Below are 16,819 nucleotides of genomic sequence, written 5' to 3' on the forward strand. Positions count from 1 at the left end.
GCGGGCAGGGTCAGTCGGGCGGGGCGTGCACCAGGTGCGCTATGCGCGCCTTGTCCTTGACGCCGAGCTTGGCGTAGATGACGCGAATATGGTGACGCACGGTGTTGGGTGAGAGGCCAAGGTCGCGGGCCACTTCCTTGTAGGTCTTGCCCTCGCCAAACCCTTGGGCTACGTCGTTTTCCCGTGGGCTGAGCTGGGGCAGGGCGCGGTTGAGGCGTGCGGCCAACAGCAATTGGTCGCCCACCGGTGACGCCTGGATATGAATGCGCTTGCCGTCATGCCCGCGCTCATCCAGCAACACCGGCAGGGTGGGGCCACGCCATTGCGGCCATTCGCTGAGCAGCAGGTCGACAAAACCGCGCTCGGCGCATTGCAACACGCCCCGTGGGTCGCACACCGCCAGGGCCAGATTGCGCGGGCTGGCCAGGGTTTCGCGCATGGCCACCAAGGTGCGGATCTGGTTTGCCGAGACCGCCGCCACCAGATGCAGCATCAGGTTATTGAGCAACTGGCAATCCTGCGCGTTGAACGCGGGCGCAGTGGGCTGGCGGTAGAGCGTCAGGTGATGACTGAGGTGGGTTTGCGGGTCGATATGGATCACACACAGCAATTCACCCAGGCCGTGGCGTTGCCCCAACCAATTCAAGGCGCTGCCGTTGGCGGGGTCGCGCATATCGATAATTACTGCCTCGCCAGGCGAGGCATGCACCCGTGCAACGGTAACGTCCAGATGGCGGATCGACTGCCAGTCCGCCAGGTAGTCGGGTGGCAACTGATAGAGGTAGCTGTTGTGCTCTTGCGGCAGACCGTTGATGACAGCCGAGCGTCCCCACCAGGCACTGTCGAAGGCCAGCAATTGGCTGACGCGTGCCAGGGCATGGCGCTGGAAGTGTTCGATGTCCTGATGTTGGGCCAGCCGTTGCAGGTCCAGGGTCAGGGTGCTGAAGGCCTGTAACAGGCCCGAGTGATCAAAACGGCTCATGGGTGTTCCTCTGTGGGACTTTTTTTGTTGTTCTCGTCACAGGGTGAAGGCCGAAGCGTCGGGTTGACGGGGCAGGGCCTGGGCAGAGTATCGGCGCTGCGCATATGGATCGCCATCGTTCAGATGCAGGATGGTGCTGGTCGGCCGGTGGGAAAACTCCCGGCTCGTCAGCCACGCGCTTAGCCTCTACACTGGCCCGCCACTTGTCTTTCAAAGGATGAAATGCAATGCACCCACCTGAACCGTCTATCGTGATCCAGCGTTTTACCGAGGCCCACCTGGAGGGCGTCGCCGCGCTCTACAACGAACCGGCTGTTTGTCGTCAGGTGCTGCAAATGCCTTTTCAGTCTGTTGAGATGTGGCGCAAGCGCCTGGTGATGGATAACGAGCGGCGCCTGCAACTGGTGGCGGTGCAGGGCGGTGAGGTGATTGGCCAACTGGGGCTTGAGCAATATCTGCGTGTCCGCCAGAGCCACGTTGGCTCGTTGGGTATGGGCGTGGCGCCCGCCTGGCAGGGCAAGGGCGTAGGTTCGCGGCTGTTGAAGGCTGCGCTGGAGGTGGCTGACAACTGGATGAACCTGCGCCGTGTGGAGCTGACTGTTTACGCGGACAACGAGCCTGCGCACAACCTGTACCGCAAGTTCGGCTTCGAAGTGGAAGGGCGGCTGCGCGATTACGCCCTGCGCGACGGTATGTTTGTCGACACCCTGAGCATGGCGCGCCTGCGCACGTCGGCTTGATCCTGTAAAACTGTGGGAGCTGGCTTGCCCCAATGCCAGTCAGTTAATACAGAATCGGTAACTGTGGCGAGGGAGCTTGCTCCCGCTGGGGCGCGAAGCGGCCCCAAAAATGGGACTGCTACGCAGTCCAGCGGGAGCAAGCTCCCTCGCCACAAGTCACTGGTTGTCTGCTCTAGCTCTTAACTGACTGGCATTAGGGCAAGCGCGCGAAGGCGGAGTGTCAGTCACTGAATCTACAACTGAACCACCGCTATCGCAGGCAAGCCAGCTCCCACACGGGTCATGCATTACCCACAGAATCAGCGTCTGGTACAGATCCCCTGTGGGAGCGGGCTTGCCCGCGAAAGCGGTCTGACAGCCCGCCAGGATGTTGGATCAGACCGAGTACATACCCGTTATTCAGGTAAGGACCACAAAGTTGTGTCGATACCTAAGCCTCTAAGGCAAACCCCACCGCCGCCTGCGCATGCAGCGCGGTGGTGTCCAGCAGCGGCAGGGCGCTGTGTTCGGGCTGGACTAGCAGGCAGATTTCCGTGCAGCCGAGGATGATCGCCTGGGCGCCTTGTGCAGCGAGTGCCTGTATCACCCGCTGATACACCTGGCGTGACGCGTCACTGATGATGCCCACGCACAGTTCTTCATAGATGATTCGGTGCACCTCCTGGCGTTCATCCGCGTCTGGCACCAGCACGTTGAGCCCCTGGGCGGCAAGGCGGGACTTGAGGAAGTCCTGCCCCATGGTGAATGCGGTACCCAGCAAGCCTACCGTCAGGGTCCCGGCCTCCAGAGCCGCCGCCGCCGTGGCATCAGCAATATGCAGGAAGGGGATCGACACCGCCGCCTCAATACGCGGTGCCACCAAGTGCATGGTGTTGGTACACAGCACCACACAATCAGCGCCCCCGGCCTGCAAGCGCCGTGCGGCATCTTCCAGGATCAGCGCGGCATCGTCCCAACGCCCGGCATGCTGAGCCTGTTCCACCGGGCCGAAATCCACGCTGTACATCAACACTTGCGCCGAGCGCAGCGGGCCAAGAAGGTCGCGCACGCGCTGGTTTATAAGGCGGTAATACTCAGCGCTGGACTCCCAGCTCATGCCGCCGATAAGGCCGATGGTGCGCATAGGGTGCTCCTGAAAAAGGATGAGCCTTCACCTTATCCACTCGAGGCTGATAAGTCATACGCAGTTGCCGACCCATTCACCGGAGCAGTTCAAGAAGCGTGGGTGATCCGTCATTGTTCGGTGTTGGGCGACTCGTCCATACCTGTGAGAAGTGACAGTATATTTTGCTGAAAACCCCATATTTAATCAGCACGAACGACCGAACAGTTCCTGAGCGCTCATGATGGCGACGCTCCGTTTTCCCCTACGCCGAAAGACCGCCATTGCCGAGTGACCTTCGGATACCTCTCACATCCAGAGTTTTTGATTTCAAATAAGGTCAGCCCTACTGAAAGTTTGATTCCAGAGGAGCTTTTCATGGCACCGCAACACTGTGAAGGCGACACCGATACCCGCCACAACAGTCATTCGTCACCGGCGCCGCTCACGATTCCCGATATCCAGCTACCTTTCGCCGTTGCACCGCCGCGTGCCGACACTGAACGGCTGCGTGCGCATGCGCTTGCTTGGGCGCAGCGATACGGTTTGATCGGCAGGCGTGGCGCGCATCGGTTGACCACCACGGCACTGCTCGACCTGGGAATAGCATTGTGCGGGCGGGCGCCCACGCACCGAGCGCAGACTCTGGTGTGCTGGTACCTGTGGGCGCTTACGCTGGATGACCGTATTGATGACGGACCCTGGGCGGAAAACGGCGCGCTGGAGCATTTCATCGCCGCCGTGCAGGCGTTGACCGACAGCGGCGATGCTGTGCCGTCAGGTGAACGCGACCGGTTCGAGGACCCGATGCTGGCTGTTCTGGTCGACGACTTGTGGCCCGAGACCCAGCGTTGGGGCAGCGGGCCTTGGCGGCAGAGGCTGGCGGGGCACTTGATCCAGCATCTGCGCGCGCAGGCGGCGCAGGTACGCATGCGAGAAACCAATACGGCGCTCGCCCTGGCTGAGTATCTGCCGTTGCGCCGGGATTCCTTCGGCGCCCTGTTCTTTTTTGATCTGATCGATGGTGCCGAAGCCCTGGACCCGCACGAGCATCCTGCGCAGGTGGAAACATGGAGCAGGTTGCGTAAGCACGCTGCCGATATCATTGCGTGGACGAACGATATCCACTCGGTTGCCAAAGATGTGGTGTGTGGCGAGCGCTTCAATCTGGTGTCGATACTCGCGCACACCGCCGGCCTGGACTGGCCTGGCGCGATAGAAGCAGCCCATCAGATGGTCAACACGGCAGTTGCTCAATTCACGGCAGCCGCTACCGAGCATGCCCATTACCCGCCGTGCGCTGCGACCGATCCGGACCGGTTGCGTCAGGTTGTCCGGGCGGCGGGGGACTGGCATCGCAGCGTTTCGCGCTATCACCTACAGGCCGATGGCTGCGCGGTACAGCACAGCCGACAAGTGGACCTGGCGCTGACTCCGCCGACCCTCAAGTCCCGCCAGTTCGAAATCGACCCGTACCCCTTGTATGAGCGTTTACGCACCACACTTCCGATCGCGTACGACGAGCCCACCGATGTGTGGCTGGTCAGTCGGCATGTGGATGTCAAAGCCGCGCTGACCCACCCAGGGGCAAGCAATCGCAACTACACCTGGCAGATTGGGCCGCTGCTGGGGCATACCATTGTGACCATGGACGGCTGCGAACATGCCCAGCACCGAGCATTGCTCACCCCGTCGTTTCGCAGCAAGGCGCTGGTGGCGCTCGAAGCGTCTGTCACCGCAGTGACCGCAGACTTGCTGGCGCGTATGCAGGGCCGGCCTCAGGTCGACCTGATTGCCGATTTCACCGCTGCGCTGCCGGTGCGAGTGATGGCTCATGCATTGGGCCTCCCGGCACACACACGAGAGGAGGTGGAGCGGCTCAAGCGTTGGTGCGCCATCGGCTTCGCGTACATGGGCAACTATCGTCAGGACCCAGCACTGTTGACCGGAGGGTTATCCAACCGAGACAGCTTCTACGACTTTATCCAGCCCTACATCGACGCTCGGCGTGTAGAACCCAAGGACGACTTGATTTCACAACTCCTGGCGGCACGCATTGACGACCAGCCATTGTCCGAGTCTTTTGTACGGTCCTATTGCGCGATCCTGATGACGGCAGGCAGCGAGACCAGTCACGGCGCCCTGGCGAATCTGATTGTCAACCTGTTGAGCGAACCTGGCGTGAAAGAGGCGGTAATCGCTGATCCAGCACTGATGGACAACGCCCTCACCGAAACCCTGCGACGCAACCCGCCTTTGCAACTTGTGCTGCGAGAGGCGACTGAACCGCTGCAACTGCCCTCGGGAACAATTCCGGGTGGCGCAACCCTGGCCTGCCTGATCGGTTCAGCCAACCGTGATCCGGCCCGGTTCAGCGACCCGGACACCTTCAATATGTTGCGCGCCGAACAGGCGACCAGCCATTTCGCTTTCGGAGCGGGGCGCCACTTCTGCCTGGGCTCCATGCTCGCCCGGATGGAGATCACGATCGGTGCGCGCATGCTGCTGCAGACCTTTCCCAACCTGCGCTGGGCTCCGGGGTTCAAGCCCGAAGAGCGCGGGTTTCTCAATCGCTGCCCTGATCAATTGGAGGTCGTGCTTTGACCACATCTGTTTCCACAGAGCAACCCGGCTACACCCGCAGCTATCTCGCGGACCAACACGCAGGCCAATTGGCGAGGTTGCAAACCCTGGAGCGCGCCTTTGACCCGTTAAGCCATAAGGTTTTTGAACGATTGGATCTGCCGGACGCGCCCGCCATCCTTGATCTGGGCGCCGGTGCCGGATCGCTTGCCGGCTGGTTGAGCCAGCGATATCCCGACGCAACGGTTACCGCCACGGATATCGATACCCGCTTCCTGGTCGATATCCCCGGCATCAAGGTGATGACCCACAATGTCACGACCGATGATTTTCCTGCCGAATCGTTTGACGTGGTGCACGCCCGGGCGTTGCTGTGTCACCTCACCGACCGCGAGGAGATAGTGACGCGAGCCGCCACTTGGTTACGTCCCGGAGGCTGGTTGGTGATCGAAGATGTGAGCCTGCAACCGAGCCTCAGAACGACGAACCCGTTGCTGCGCAAAGTAGCCCAGGCCGGAATCACACTGTTGGAGCAGTCCATCGGGTCTGACATGTTCTGGGCCGATCGGCTGCCTGATCGGCTACGTGACCGGGGGCTTGTCAACGTGGGGCATCGCACCCTCGAAGGCCGAATCGGCGACAACAGCCCGGCAGATGCCTTCTGGGCGGCAACCACCGCGCAGGCAGGGCCTGCATTGTTGGAACTTGGGTTACTCACCCAGGCAGAGCTGGATGCCATGGCCATGCTGCGTGCCGATCCAACGTTCACCGACGCCGCCTTGACGTTAGTCAGTGCCTGGGGACGCGTCCTCTAGCTTGATACTGTGCGGGGGCGCACATCATTGCACTTAGGAACATACACAATGACCCATGATGTAGTGTTAGTTGATGCGCAAGATAGACCGATCGGAGTGTGTGGCAAACGCGATGCACACCTGGGGAACGGACGGCTTCATCGCGCTTTTTCAGTGCATTTGATCGACAGCAGTGGCCGTCATCTGGTTCAGCGTCGTGCGGCAGGTAAAATGCTTTGGCCTGGTTTTTGGTCGAATGCTTGCTGCAGTCATCCTGCCCCTGGCGAGACTATTCTGGAGGCGGCGTCCCGTCGTCTACACGAAGAGTTAGGCGTCTGGGCTTCCTGCCGCTCTCTGTACAGCTTTGAGTACCACGCGCGCTTCGGATCTGTCGGTGCGGAACACGAACTCTGCCATGTGCTGGTTGCTCAAACGGACGCTGAAGTTTCTCCCGCTGCCGACGAAGTCAGCGAGGTCAAGTGGCAGACCCGAGCCGACATATCCGCCCAACTTGCACAGAGTCAGGCGTTATTTACGCCCTGGTTTGCAATGCAGTGGCCGCGTCTTCTAGCAGAACATCCCGAGTTCGACATACCCTCCAAGCACGTATAGACCTGTTGTTTATGACAGTAGACGACGCGCATCCCACAGCCGTTAATAGGTGGGCCAAGCCTGCGTGTTGCAGCCTTGGTCCACCTGGATGACGAGGATTGCCAAATGTCAAATGCATACGAGTTTCTTAGCTTCGATGATTTGCCAGCTGCTGAAATTACCGAGAACGAAAACACGATCACCCTTACCGCGCCAGCGATTCCTGACGTTGATGCAGGACAAGAAGTCGTGTTCTTCGTGCGTACGCCTCTGGGCAAGGGCATTGCCGTCTACCTGACCTTGCAACAAGACCGCCTGAATGAACCCATGGAGGTGAAGTTGGATAAGAGCCAACTACCCAAGTCGAAGGAGTGGCACGTCGATTACGGCGCCTACGTTAACAAGCGCGCGGTTCATCGTTCAGCCGTGTCATATTTTCCAGGGACGACGGCGGCCAATCAGAGCTAGAACAGACGACAATAACCTGTGGCGAGGGAGGCGACCTCCTTCGCCTTCTCTGGCGTTAATAAGGTGCTATACCTACCACTCACTCTTACGATAGTGGTCGCCAGGGAGTTTAATTGATGAAACTAAGGCTAATGGTCAGCACACTGTGTGTTGCCTCGCTAGGCATGGCCGGTTGCGCCAGCAAGGTGGTGCAGCCGGATGAGTATTCAGGGTTTCTTTCCAACTACAGTCAGCTCAAGGAAGCCAAGTCACCGTCGGGGGCTGAGGTGATGCGCTGGGTTGATCCAGAGCTGGACCTGAGTCGCTACACTGCGGTCTACATCGAACCCACTCAGTTTTATCCCAAGCCCCAGGCCACTTCCCGAATTCCCGAGAGCACGTTGCGGGGCATCAATGACTATTACAACCAGGCGCTCAAGCGCGAGCTGGCTCAGTCACTGCCCGTGGCCAATGCCCCAGGCCCAGGGGTAATTGTTGTGAGAGCGGCGATTACCGCCGTGAGCAGCAAGACCGAGAGTCTCAAGCCATATGAGTTTATTCCCGTCGCCCTGGTGGCTGCGGCAGTGAGCACGGGCACCGGCATTCGCGACCAGGAAACCACCCTGGGCACCGAGGCGCAGTTCCTCGATGGCGCCACTCATAAAGTGCTGGCCCAAGTGGTGCGCAAAGGTACTGGCAAGCCGTTGGCTAATGACTCCCAAGTGATGAAGGCCGACGATGTGAAAAGCGTCATCGACGGTTGGGCGTCGGACCTGCACCAGTCCTACGTGAAACTGAAAAAACACTGAGTCAAAAAAAAGCGCGGCGGGTCATCGCCCGTCGCGCTTTTTTATTCGCCGAGCTTATTTAAGCGGCGTCAACGCTGGTAGCTTCCACTGGCCGCTGCCAACTTCAGGCTTGGGCAGGTAAATGCGCAAGACCGCGTAAAACGGGCCGGGTGGGGCCGGCAACCAGTTGCTCTGCTCAGCCTTGGGAGGTTCGTGGTGCTGCAGCGCCAGGGTCAAGCCACCATCGGCATCGAGCTTGAGGGTCGGCAGCATCTGCGAGTTGATCAGGTAGCGCTTCTTGTGATTCGGCACCAGCAATTTGGTCTTTGCGTCATACATCGTCAGCGACCAGAACGCATCAGCCGGCGGCAACTGATCCTTGGCAAAATGCACGGTGTAGCTGTGGCGTGCACCATTGGCCGGCTTGCCCTCGCTGTCAATGACGTAGCTCAAGTGCGCGGCTTCATCACTGGAGTTGCCGAACATCCCCAGCTCGGCACCGGCGTAGCGGTACAGGTAGTTGTTTTGCAGGTGATCGCGGCTGCCGTACAGGTCTGCGCCGGTTACTTGGTGGGTGTCGACCTTGGCCTTCTTGAATGCGGCGAATTCAGCGCGGCCATCGGCGATGCCGTCTTCCAGGGCCTTGCGCTGCTCGGCGGTCAACTGGTTGACTTTGAACGGCGCGCCCGGCGCAATACCGATCCTGGCAAAGCGCGCCAGCAGGTCTTTTTCACTGTCCTGGGGCGCGGCAAAGGCCAGCATGAAGTTCAGGTAGCGAAACAGCTGCGGGCCTTCGGTCATCGTCGCCATCGGCTTGGGCCATTGGATCTTCGGCACGTTGGCGGGGGCGGGTTGCTTCACATAACTGCTCAGCGCCTGCACCTTGTAGCCGCTCTGGATCTGCTTGATCTTGCTCAGGTCTTTGTCGTCAAACAGTTGAGTGCGGTAAAGGGCGTAGGCGACGTTGCTTTCGCTGTAGACCACACGGTCGATGTCCACCGGCTGCTGACCTTTCCAGTCTGGCCCGGCGATCATGTAGTGCCCGCCGTTATTGCCGGTACTGCGGGTGCCCAGGTAGGCGAAATTCTGCGTATAGAGGTCGATCAACTGCACCGAGTAATAGCGGTTGTCTTCAATCTTGGGCAGGGTCAGCACCAGCGGCTCTTTGCGCAGGTCCATCCACACGAACGAGTACGGTGTGTCGACGTTCGGAGTGGTAACTGCGTTGTCCTTGGGGGTGAGCACCTGGGCGCTGTTTTCGATACGGTTGAACGGCGCCTTGAAGTGGGCACCGCCTTTATCAACGGCCTGGGTGTAGAGCGTCTTGTACATCTGCACCACCGGGAAGCCGTACAAGTAGGCTTCCTTGGCAATGGCCCTGGCTTCGCTGGGGCTTGCGGTGAAGTCAGCCCAGGCGCCGGAGCTCATGAGTATCGAGAGGCTCGCCAACAGCAGGCGCGTCGGTTTTCCAATCATGTTGTTGCGTCCTTCCTGAGTGCTATCTGAGAGCGTGGCGTGAAGGCGCTGAGTTTCCTGTTTTATTGGCCGGTCGTCACGTTAATCTCTGCAAAGGACCATGGGGAAGGGGCGTTAGAGCATGGATTTGACTTTGTCACGCAACTGATCGATCGAAAACGGCTTGCCAATCACCTGCATGCCGTCAGGTACATCAATGTTTTCGGCATAGCCGCTGGCAAACAGGATAGGCAGGGTAGCGCGCAGTTCGCGGACCTTGGTTGCCAGTTGTTTGCCGTCCATGTCGGGCAGGCCAACGTCGGTCATCATCAGGTCGATGATCTGGTCGGTATTTTGCACCTGCGCCAGTGCTTCCCCAGCATCCGCGGCTTCGAGCACCTTGAACTCCAACTCTTCGAGGACATCGACGATCAGCATGCGCACGATGGCGTCGTCTTCGACTACAAGGATGGTGGAGGTGTGGGACATAGTGAACTTTCCTGAACAGTGAGAGCGCTGGGCTTAAAGGCAACTAGATTGGGAGTGATAACAATGCCAGCAAGTTCCGAAGCAATTGCTGGCATTGTGACCTTAGCGAGGCAAAAAGTCCCGTCAGCTTGCGTAATGACTCACAAAGGTACCGGCGCCATGCGCTTGACCGCATTCGCTGCCAATCAACGCACAAACATAGCGTTGAGCGATGTTATTCGGGCAAACTTGCGGTTTTCCCGCATTTGGCCAAGGCATGCCCATGACACCCGCGTCGTCCGTCGATGAAAAAAGCTTTCGTACCTTGCTGAGCCGAAACGTGGCCCTGCCCTTGGGCGTGGGCGTGCTCAGCGCGGTGTTTTTCGTCTGCCTGATTACCTATTTGCTCTCGGTGATCCAGTGGGTGGAGCACACCGACCGCGTCATTAACAACCTCAATGAGACGTCCAAACTGACGGTTGACCTGGAAACGGGTATGCGCGGGTTCCTGATCACCGGTGACGAGCACTTCCTTGATCCGTACGAAGTGGCCAAGCCGCGGATCATTGCCGACCTGCGCAATTTGCAGGATCTTGTGGCCGACAACCCGCAGCAGGTCGACCGACTTAAGCGCTTGGAAACCTTGCAAACCGAATGGAACAACTACGCACAGTCGATGATTGAGCTGCAGCGCAACAGCGGTGATTACCGGGGCGCGGTCAAGGCGGGCCGGGGCAAGCGGCTCACCGATGAAATTCGCAAGGAATATGAGGACGCGGTGGCGATGGAACAACAGTTCCGTATCACCCGTAACGCAGAGGTTACCCGCACGACGGTGATCAGTGTCACGTTGTACCTGGCGTTTGTACTGGGGCTGAGTGGTTTTCTGGCCTACATCGGCAGGAAGAATTTAATTTCACTTTCAAAGAGTTACAGCGCAAACCTCGCGTCACAACAGAAGATTGCACGGCGCCTGGAGCAAACCGCCTGGCTGCGCAATGGCCAGACCGAGCTGGCCGAGCAAGTGCTGGGCCAACTGACCCTGAACATGCTGGGACGCAATATCCTGCAGTTCTTCGCCCAGTACATGGGCTCGGCCGTCGCGGCGCTGTACGTGCGCGAAGAACACGGCGGCCTCAAGCGTGTGGCCACGTATGGCTTCTCCCGCGAGCAGGAACAACAGGAACAGTCGATCTACAGCGACGAAGGCATCGTCGGGCAGGCCGCCCAGCGCGATCGCCTGATTCGCCTGGACGATGTGCCGGTGGATTACTTCAAGGTCAGTTCCGGCCTCGGTGAAGGGGCCGCCCGCAGCGTATTGGTGGTGCCAACCAGCGATGATGACCGTGTCAATGGCGTGGTCGAGCTGGGTTTCCTGCGCCCGCTGGATGAGCGTGATATCGAACTGCTGGAACTGATCGCCGGCAATATCGGCACCTCCATCGAAGCCGCGCGCTATCGCCAGCGCTTGCAGGAAGTGCTGGCCGAGACCCAGCAGCTCAACGAAGAACTGCAAGTACAGCAGGAAGAGCTCAAGACCGCCAACGAAGAGCTGGAAGAACAGTCGCGCATCCTCAAGGAATCCCAGGCCCACCTGGAAACCCAGCAGGCTGAGCTGGAGCAGACCAACGAGCAACTCGCCGAACAGACCCAGACCCTGGCCGAACAGCGCGACGCCATGGACCGCAAGAACATCGAGCTGAACCAGGCCCAACTGGAGCTGGAAGACCGCGCCGATGAGCTGCAGCGTTCCAGCAAGTACAAGTCCGAATTCCTTGCCAACATGTCTCACGAGCTGCGCACACCGCTGAACAGCTCGCTGATCCTGGCCAAACTGCTGGCAGATAACCCCCAGGAAAACCTCAGCGCCGAGCAGGTCAAGTTTGCCGAATCGATCTATTCAGCCGGCAATGACTTGCTCAACCTGATCAACGACATCCTGGATATTTCCAAGGTCGAAGCCGGCAAGCTGGAAGTGCGCCCGGAAAACGCTAGCGTCGAACGCCTGGTGGATGGCCTGCGCGGCATGTTCGAGCCGCTGGCAATGGACCGCAAACTGGGCTTCCAGGTGGACGTGCAGCAAGGCTCGCCAACCCTGCTGTTTACTGATCGCCAACGCCTGGAGCAGATCCTCAAGAACCTGTTGTCCAACGCCATCAAGTTCACCGAACAGGGCGAGGTCAGCCTGTCGGTGTCCCGCGCGCCAGGGGAGGGCATTGCCTTTACCGTGCGCGATTCCGGCATAGGTATCGCCCCGGATCAACAGGAAAGCATCTTCGAAGCCTTCCGTCAGGCCGACGGCACCACCAATCGCCGTTACGGCGGTACTGGCCTGGGCTTGTCGATTTCCCGTGACCTGGCCACCTTGCTGGGCGGCTATATCAGTGTGACCAGCGAACCGGGCAAAGGCAGTATTTTCACGCTTGTACTGCCTGAACAGTACGTCGAACGCGACGAGGACGCAGCGCCGATCGAGCCTCCCCGCCAAGTGGTGGTCGCGCCGGCACCGGCGCCCGTCAAGGTGTCGCCATTGCCGGTGGCCGACGCCAAGCTGATCCCACGCTTTGCCGACGACCGAGAAAAAGCACCGTTCAGCACCCGCTGCATCCTGGTGGTGGAAGACGAGCCGAATTTTGCGCGAATCCTGTTCGACCTCGCTCACGAACTGGGTTACCACTGCCTGGTAGCCCACGGTGCCGACGAGGGCTATAGCCTTGCCGAGCAGTACATCCCCGACGCGATCCTGCTGGACATGCGCCTGCCAGACCATTCCGGGCTGACCGTGCTGCAACGCCTCAAGGAACACGCCAACACGCGCCATATCCCCGTGCATGTGATTTCCGTGGAAGACCGCGTCGAAGCCGCCATGCACATGGGCGCCATCGGTTATGCCGTCAAGCCCACTACCCGCGAAGAGCTCAAGGACGTGTTTGCGCGCCTGGAAGCCAAGTTGACCCAGAAGGTCAAGCGCATCCTGCTGGTGGAAGACGATGACCTGCAGCGCGACAGCATTGCCCGCCTGATCGGCGACGATGACATCGAGATCACCGCCGTAGGCTTTGCCCAGGAAGCCCTCGACCTGCTGCGCACCACTATCTACGACTGCATGATCATCGACCTCAAGCTGCCGGACATGCTCGGCAACGAGCTGCTCAAGCGTATGGCCACCGAGGACATCTGCTCGTTCCCGCCAGTAATCGTCTACACCGGGCGTAACCTGACCCGGGATGAAGAGGCCGAACTGCGCAAGTATTCACGCTCGATCATCATCAAAGGTGCGCGCTCGCCCGAGCGTCTACTGGATGAAGTCACGCTGTTTCTGCACAAAGTCGAATCCCAGTTGTCCCATGACCGTCAGAAGATGCTCAAGACTGCCCGCAGCCGCGATAAGGTCTTCGAGGGGCGCAAGATCCTGCTGGTGGACGACGACGTACGCAATATCTTCGCCCTGACCAGCGCCCTGGAGCACAAAGGCGCTGTGGTGGTGATCGGGCGTAACGGCCAGGAAGCCATCGACAAGCTCAATGAAGTGGACGATATCGACCTGGTGCTGATGGACGTGATGATGCCGGAGATGGACGGTTACGAGGCCACCGCCTTGATCCGCCAGGACCCACGCTGGAAAAAACTGCCAATCATTGCCGTGACGGCCAAGGCCATGAAGGACGATCAGGAACGTTGCCTGGCAGCAGGCTCAAACGATTACCTGGCCAAGCCGATTGACCTGGACCGCCTGTTCTCACTGATTCGCGTATGGCTACCGAAGATGGAACGCATTTAAGTGGAGCAGTGTTTCTTGGATAAGAGCAGCGATATTGAGCTGCGCCTGTTGATCGAGGCGATTTACCTCAAGTACAGCTATGACTTTCGCGACTACTCGGGCGCGTCGGTCAAACGCCGTGTGGCCCATGCCTTGCGTCAGTTCGACTGCGCGACCATTTCCGCACTGCAAGAGCGCGTGTTGCACGACCCGGCCGCGTTCATGCAGTTGCTGCAATTCTTGACCATTCCGGTGAGCGAGATGTTTCGCGACCCGTCGCACTTCCTCGCGATTCGCCAGGAAGTCGTGCCGCTGCTCAAGACCTACCCGTCGATCAAGATCTGGATTGCCGGCTGCAGCACGGGCGAGGAGGTGTACTCCATGGCCATCCTGCTGCGTGAAGAAGGCTTGCTGGAACGCACCATCATCTACGCCACGGACATCAACCCCGCGTCGCTGGATAAAGCCAAGCAGGGCATCTTTTCCCTGGAGAACGTGCGCGCCTACACCGCCAATTATCAGCAGGCCGGCGGGCAACGTTCATTTGCCGACTACTACACAGCGGCTTACGATTACGCGATCTTCGACAAGACATTGCGCGAGAACGTGACCTTTGCCGACCACAGCCTGGCAACCGACAGCGTATTCTCAGAAACTCAATTAATTTCATGTCGTAACGTATTGATTTATTTCAATAAAAAATTGCAAGATCGAGCGTTTGGCTTGTTTCATGAGTCGCTGTGTCATCGCGGCTTTTTGGTGCTGGGCAGCAAGGAAACCCTGGATTTTTCCGCCTACAGCAAGCAATTCGAGCCCTTGGTCAAGCAGGAACGGATTTACCGGAAATCATGAGCGACGCGCCAGACACCCCGATTTCGGGGATCGAAGCCATCGTCGTCGGCGCGTCCGCCGGCGGCGTAGAGGCGTTGCTGAGTATTTTCGGCCAGTTGCCGAGCACCTTCGCGCTGCCGATCATTGCCGTGCTGCACCTGCCGGACGAGCGCCGCAGCCAACTGGCAGAAGTCTTTGCCCGGCGCCTGAACATCCCGGTCAAGGAGGCCAGGGACAAAGAAGCGCTGGAGGCGGGCACCTTGTACTTTGCCGGGCCCGGTTATCACCTGTCGGTAGAGCAGGACCGCAGCCTGTCCCTGAGCCAGGAAGACCGGGTGCACCATTCCAGACCCGCCATCGACTACCTGTTTTCCTCGGCGGCCGATGTGTATGGGCCGCGCCTGCTCGCCATTTTGTTGACTGGCGCCAACCAGGACGGCGCAAGCGGGCTGGCCCACGTCAAGCAATCGGGTGGCATTACCATCGTGCAGGACCCACAAGAGGCACGCATTGCCGTCATGCCCCTGGCGGCCCTGGCCTTGCATACACCTGACCATATTCTTTCCTTGAGCCGAATCGGCTCATTGCTGGCTTCCCTGGAACCCTTCCCATGTTAAGTACTGTCCAGGCCAAACTGCTGATCGTCGACGATCTGCCGGAAAACCTGCTGGCCCTCGAGGCGCTGATCAAGCGTGAGGATCGCCAGGTCTTCAAGGCATTGAGTGCCGACGAGGCGTTGTCCCTGTTGCTGGAACATGAATTCGCCATGGCGATCCTCGACGTGCAGATGCCTGGCATGAACGGTTTCGAACTGGCCGAACTGATGCGCGGCACCGAAAAGACCAAGAACATCCCCATCGTGTTCGTCAGCGCCGCTGGCCGCGAACTCAACTACGCCTTCAAGGGCTATGAAAGCGGCGCGGTGGACTTCCTGCACAAGCCGCTGGATATCCATGCGGTCAAGAGCAAGGTCAATGTGTTCGTCGACCTGTATCGCCAAAGCAAGGCGATGAAGCTGCAAGTTGAAGAGCTGGAGCGCAGCCGCCGTGAGCAGGAGCTGTTGCTCACGCGCCTGCAGGCCACCCAGGCCGAGCTGGAACAGGCGGTGCGCATGCGTGACGACTTCATGTCGATTGTCGCCCACGAAGTGCGTACGCCCCTCAACGGGCTGATTCTGGAGACCCAACTGCGCAAGATGCACCTGGCCCGGGACAACGCCGCGGCGTTTACCCTGGACAAAATGCGCGCCATGGTTGACCGCGATGAGCGCCAGATCCAGAGCTTGATCCGCCTGATCGAGGACATGCTCGACGTGTCGCGTATCCGTACCGGCAAGCTGTCGATTCGCCCGGCACGCATCGATCTGGCGCAACTGGTACGCAACCTGGTGGATAACTTCGCGCCGCAAGTGGCAGCCGCCGAGTCGTCCATGCAATTGCAGGCCGAAAGCCCGGTGGAAGGCTGTTGGGATGAGTTCCGTATCGAGCAGGTGATCACCAACCTGCTGACCAACGCCCTGCGCTACGGAGCCAAGAGCCCGGTGCAGGTGCGGGTGTATACCGAGCATGGCGAAGCGCGGGTAGAGGTACGCGACCATGGCATTGGTATCAGCGAGGAGAACCAGAAGCGTATTTTCCAACAGTTCGAACGGGTTTCGGCCAACCATTCCGCAGCCGGCCTGGGCCTGGGCCTGTTTATTTCCGAGCAGATCGTGGCGGCCCATGGCGGCACGATTGAGGTCGAGAGTCAGATAGGTGAGGGCGCCCTGTTCCGGGTATGCCTGCCTTTGGAAGTGGCCGAGTGAAATCAATCGTCACCCCGACGCAACCTCTGCGTGACCCCATGGTCGTAACTGCAGCAATTGACCGGACAAAGGCTTCCCATGAGTGAAGATGCACAAGATGTCGTACTGATCGTCGAGGACGACGAATCCATTATGTTTGTGCTGGGCGAGTACCTGGCAGGCTTGGGCTACCGGGTCTTGAAGGCGATCGACGGGGAGCAGGCCTTCGAAATCCTTGCGACCAAACCGCACCTGGACTTGATGGTCACCGATTACCGCCTGCCGGGTGGGATCTCGGGCGTGCAGATTGCCGAGCCGGCAATCAAATTGCGTCCGGAGCTGAAGGTGATCTTTATCAGCGGGTACCCGCAGGAAATTCTGGACTGCCACAGCCCCATCACGCGCAATGCGCCGATCCTGGCCAAGCCGTTCGATCTGGATACGCTGCAGGAGCATATCCAGCGTTTATTGGCGTAATACCCCACAACTTGAGAC

15 protein-coding genes are annotated in these 16,819 nt (G+C 59.4%); 11 read left to right on the forward strand and 4 right to left on the reverse strand.

The annotated features are described in order from the left end of the window. Window positions 1-10: 10 nt before the first annotated feature. Window positions 11-982: a helix-turn-helix transcriptional regulator gene (locus tag AC07S6_RS03535; RefSeq protein WP_495111715.1), complete on the reverse strand. Its 972-nt coding sequence runs from the start codon at window positions 980-982 to the stop codon at window positions 11-13. Between the two features lie 227 nt (window positions 983-1,209). Here AC07S6_RS03535 and AC07S6_RS03540 point away from each other — a divergent pair, with 227 nt between their 5' ends. After that, complete coding sequence (locus AC07S6_RS03540) at window positions 1,210-1,722, forward strand: GNAT family N-acetyltransferase (protein WP_197883668.1); 513 nt, start codon at window positions 1,210-1,212, stop codon at window positions 1,720-1,722. Between the two features lie 430 nt (window positions 1,723-2,152). On the opposite strand, the gene AC07S6_RS03545 is transcribed toward AC07S6_RS03540, so the two are convergent. Then, window positions 2,153-2,845 (reverse strand): aspartate/glutamate racemase family protein, encoded by a 693-nt coding sequence (locus tag AC07S6_RS03545; protein ID WP_495111716.1) that lies wholly within the window; start codon window positions 2,843-2,845, stop codon window positions 2,153-2,155. Window positions 2,846-3,202: 357 nt separating this feature from the next. On the opposite strand from AC07S6_RS03545, the gene AC07S6_RS03550 reads away from it, so the two are divergent. The 5 genes from AC07S6_RS03550 (at window position 3,203) to AC07S6_RS03570 (ending at window position 8,048) form a co-directional block, all read left to right on the forward strand. Further along, on the forward strand, window positions 3,203-5,428 hold the full coding sequence (locus AC07S6_RS03550; protein ID WP_495111717.1) for a cytochrome P450: 2,226 nt from the start codon (window positions 3,203-3,205) through the stop codon (window positions 5,426-5,428). Further along, window positions 5,425-6,222 carry a class I SAM-dependent methyltransferase gene (locus tag AC07S6_RS03555; protein WP_495111718.1) on the forward strand — a complete coding sequence of 266 codons (798 nt, stop codon included), beginning with the start codon at window positions 5,425-5,427 and terminating at the stop codon, window positions 6,220-6,222. Before AC07S6_RS03550 ends, AC07S6_RS03555 begins: the two co-directional genes overlap by 4 nt. Window positions 6,223-6,270: 48 nt before the next feature. Next, on the forward strand, window positions 6,271-6,813 hold the full coding sequence (idi, locus tag AC07S6_RS03560) for an isopentenyl-diphosphate Delta-isomerase (protein WP_080757692.1): 543 nt from the start codon (window positions 6,271-6,273) through the stop codon (window positions 6,811-6,813). 105 nt (window positions 6,814-6,918) lie between these two features. Next, window positions 6,919-7,260 (forward strand): hypothetical protein, encoded by a 342-nt coding sequence (locus AC07S6_RS03565; protein WP_495111719.1) that lies wholly within the window; start codon window positions 6,919-6,921, stop codon window positions 7,258-7,260. Between the two features lie 116 nt (window positions 7,261-7,376). After that, window positions 7,377-8,048: a DUF3313 domain-containing protein gene (locus AC07S6_RS03570; protein WP_495111720.1), complete on the forward strand. Its 672-nt coding sequence runs from the start codon at window positions 7,377-7,379 to the stop codon at window positions 8,046-8,048. A 54-nt stretch (window positions 8,049-8,102) separates the two neighbouring features. Here AC07S6_RS03570 and AC07S6_RS03575 read toward each other — a convergent pair whose 3' ends face one another. Both AC07S6_RS03575 and AC07S6_RS03580 read right to left on the reverse strand, forming a co-directional pair. Beyond that, entirely contained in the window at window positions 8,103-9,503 is a 1,401-nt protein-coding gene (locus AC07S6_RS03575) for a DUF1254 domain-containing protein (protein ID WP_495111721.1), read from the reverse strand. Window positions 9,504-9,617: 114 nt separating this feature from the next. Then, window positions 9,618-9,971: a response regulator gene (locus AC07S6_RS03580; RefSeq protein ID WP_034127462.1), complete on the reverse strand. Its 354-nt coding sequence runs from the start codon at window positions 9,969-9,971 to the stop codon at window positions 9,618-9,620. A gap of 262 nt (window positions 9,972-10,233) precedes the next feature. On the opposite strand from AC07S6_RS03580, the gene AC07S6_RS03585 reads away from it, so the two are divergent. From AC07S6_RS03585 to AC07S6_RS03605, 5 genes are all read left to right on the forward strand, one after another. After that, window positions 10,234-13,731 carry a response regulator gene (locus AC07S6_RS03585; protein WP_054919026.1) on the forward strand — a complete coding sequence of 1,166 codons (3,498 nt, stop codon included), beginning with the start codon at window positions 10,234-10,236 and terminating at the stop codon, window positions 13,729-13,731. Next, window positions 13,732-14,562, forward strand: coding sequence for a CheR family methyltransferase (locus tag AC07S6_RS03590; protein ID WP_019817062.1), 831 nt, complete (start codon window positions 13,732-13,734; stop codon window positions 14,560-14,562). Next, window positions 14,559-15,158, forward strand: coding sequence for a chemotaxis protein CheB (locus AC07S6_RS03595; RefSeq protein ID WP_054896518.1), 600 nt, complete (start codon window positions 14,559-14,561; stop codon window positions 15,156-15,158). The genes AC07S6_RS03590 and AC07S6_RS03595 overlap by 4 nt, the downstream gene beginning before the upstream one ends. Next, window positions 15,152-16,345: a hybrid sensor histidine kinase/response regulator gene (locus AC07S6_RS03600; RefSeq protein ID WP_495111722.1), complete on the forward strand. Its 1,194-nt coding sequence runs from the start codon at window positions 15,152-15,154 to the stop codon at window positions 16,343-16,345. The genes AC07S6_RS03595 and AC07S6_RS03600 overlap by 7 nt, the downstream gene beginning before the upstream one ends. A 78-nt stretch (window positions 16,346-16,423) precedes the next feature. Next, window positions 16,424-16,801 carry a response regulator gene (locus AC07S6_RS03605; RefSeq protein ID WP_032897270.1) on the forward strand — a complete coding sequence of 126 codons (378 nt, stop codon included), beginning with the start codon at window positions 16,424-16,426 and terminating at the stop codon, window positions 16,799-16,801. Window positions 16,802-16,819: the final 18 nt, after the last annotated feature.

The sequence above is a fragment of the Pseudomonas sp. GW821-FHT07B01 genome (assembly GCF_059419065.1).

What these genes read in the sequence shown, in the direction of transcription:
- AC07S6_RS03605 (WP_032897270.1), top strand. Translation starts at nt 16,424, where the DNA reads ATGAGTGAAGATGCACAAGATGTCGTACTGATCGTCGAGGACGACGAA.
- AC07S6_RS03535 (WP_495111715.1), bottom strand. Translation starts at nt 982, where the DNA reads ATGAGCCGTTTTGATCACTCGGGCCTGTTACAGGCCTTCAGCACCCTG.
- AC07S6_RS03545 (WP_495111716.1), bottom strand. Translation starts at nt 2,845, where the DNA reads ATGCGCACCATCGGCCTTATCGGCGGCATGAGCTGGGAGTCCAGCGCT.
- AC07S6_RS03580 (WP_034127462.1), bottom strand. Translation starts at nt 9,971, where the DNA reads ATGTCCCACACCTCCACCATCCTTGTAGTCGAAGACGACGCCATCGTG.
- idi (WP_080757692.1), top strand. Translation starts at nt 6,271, where the DNA reads ATGACCCATGATGTAGTGTTAGTTGATGCGCAAGATAGACCGATCGGA.
- AC07S6_RS03595 (WP_054896518.1), top strand. Translation starts at nt 14,559, where the DNA reads ATGAGCGACGCGCCAGACACCCCGATTTCGGGGATCGAAGCCATCGTC.
- AC07S6_RS03600 (WP_495111722.1), top strand. Translation starts at nt 15,152, where the DNA reads ATGTTAAGTACTGTCCAGGCCAAACTGCTGATCGTCGACGATCTGCCG.
- AC07S6_RS03570 (WP_495111720.1), top strand. Translation starts at nt 7,377, where the DNA reads ATGAAACTAAGGCTAATGGTCAGCACACTGTGTGTTGCCTCGCTAGGC.
- AC07S6_RS03550 (WP_495111717.1), top strand. Translation starts at nt 3,203, where the DNA reads ATGGCACCGCAACACTGTGAAGGCGACACCGATACCCGCCACAACAGT.
- AC07S6_RS03585 (WP_054919026.1), top strand. Translation starts at nt 10,234, where the DNA reads ATGACACCCGCGTCGTCCGTCGATGAAAAAAGCTTTCGTACCTTGCTG.
- AC07S6_RS03565 (WP_495111719.1), top strand. Translation starts at nt 6,919, where the DNA reads ATGTCAAATGCATACGAGTTTCTTAGCTTCGATGATTTGCCAGCTGCT.
- AC07S6_RS03575 (WP_495111721.1), bottom strand. Translation starts at nt 9,503, where the DNA reads ATGATTGGAAAACCGACGCGCCTGCTGTTGGCGAGCCTCTCGATACTC.
- AC07S6_RS03540 (WP_197883668.1), top strand. Translation starts at nt 1,210, where the DNA reads ATGCACCCACCTGAACCGTCTATCGTGATCCAGCGTTTTACCGAGGCC.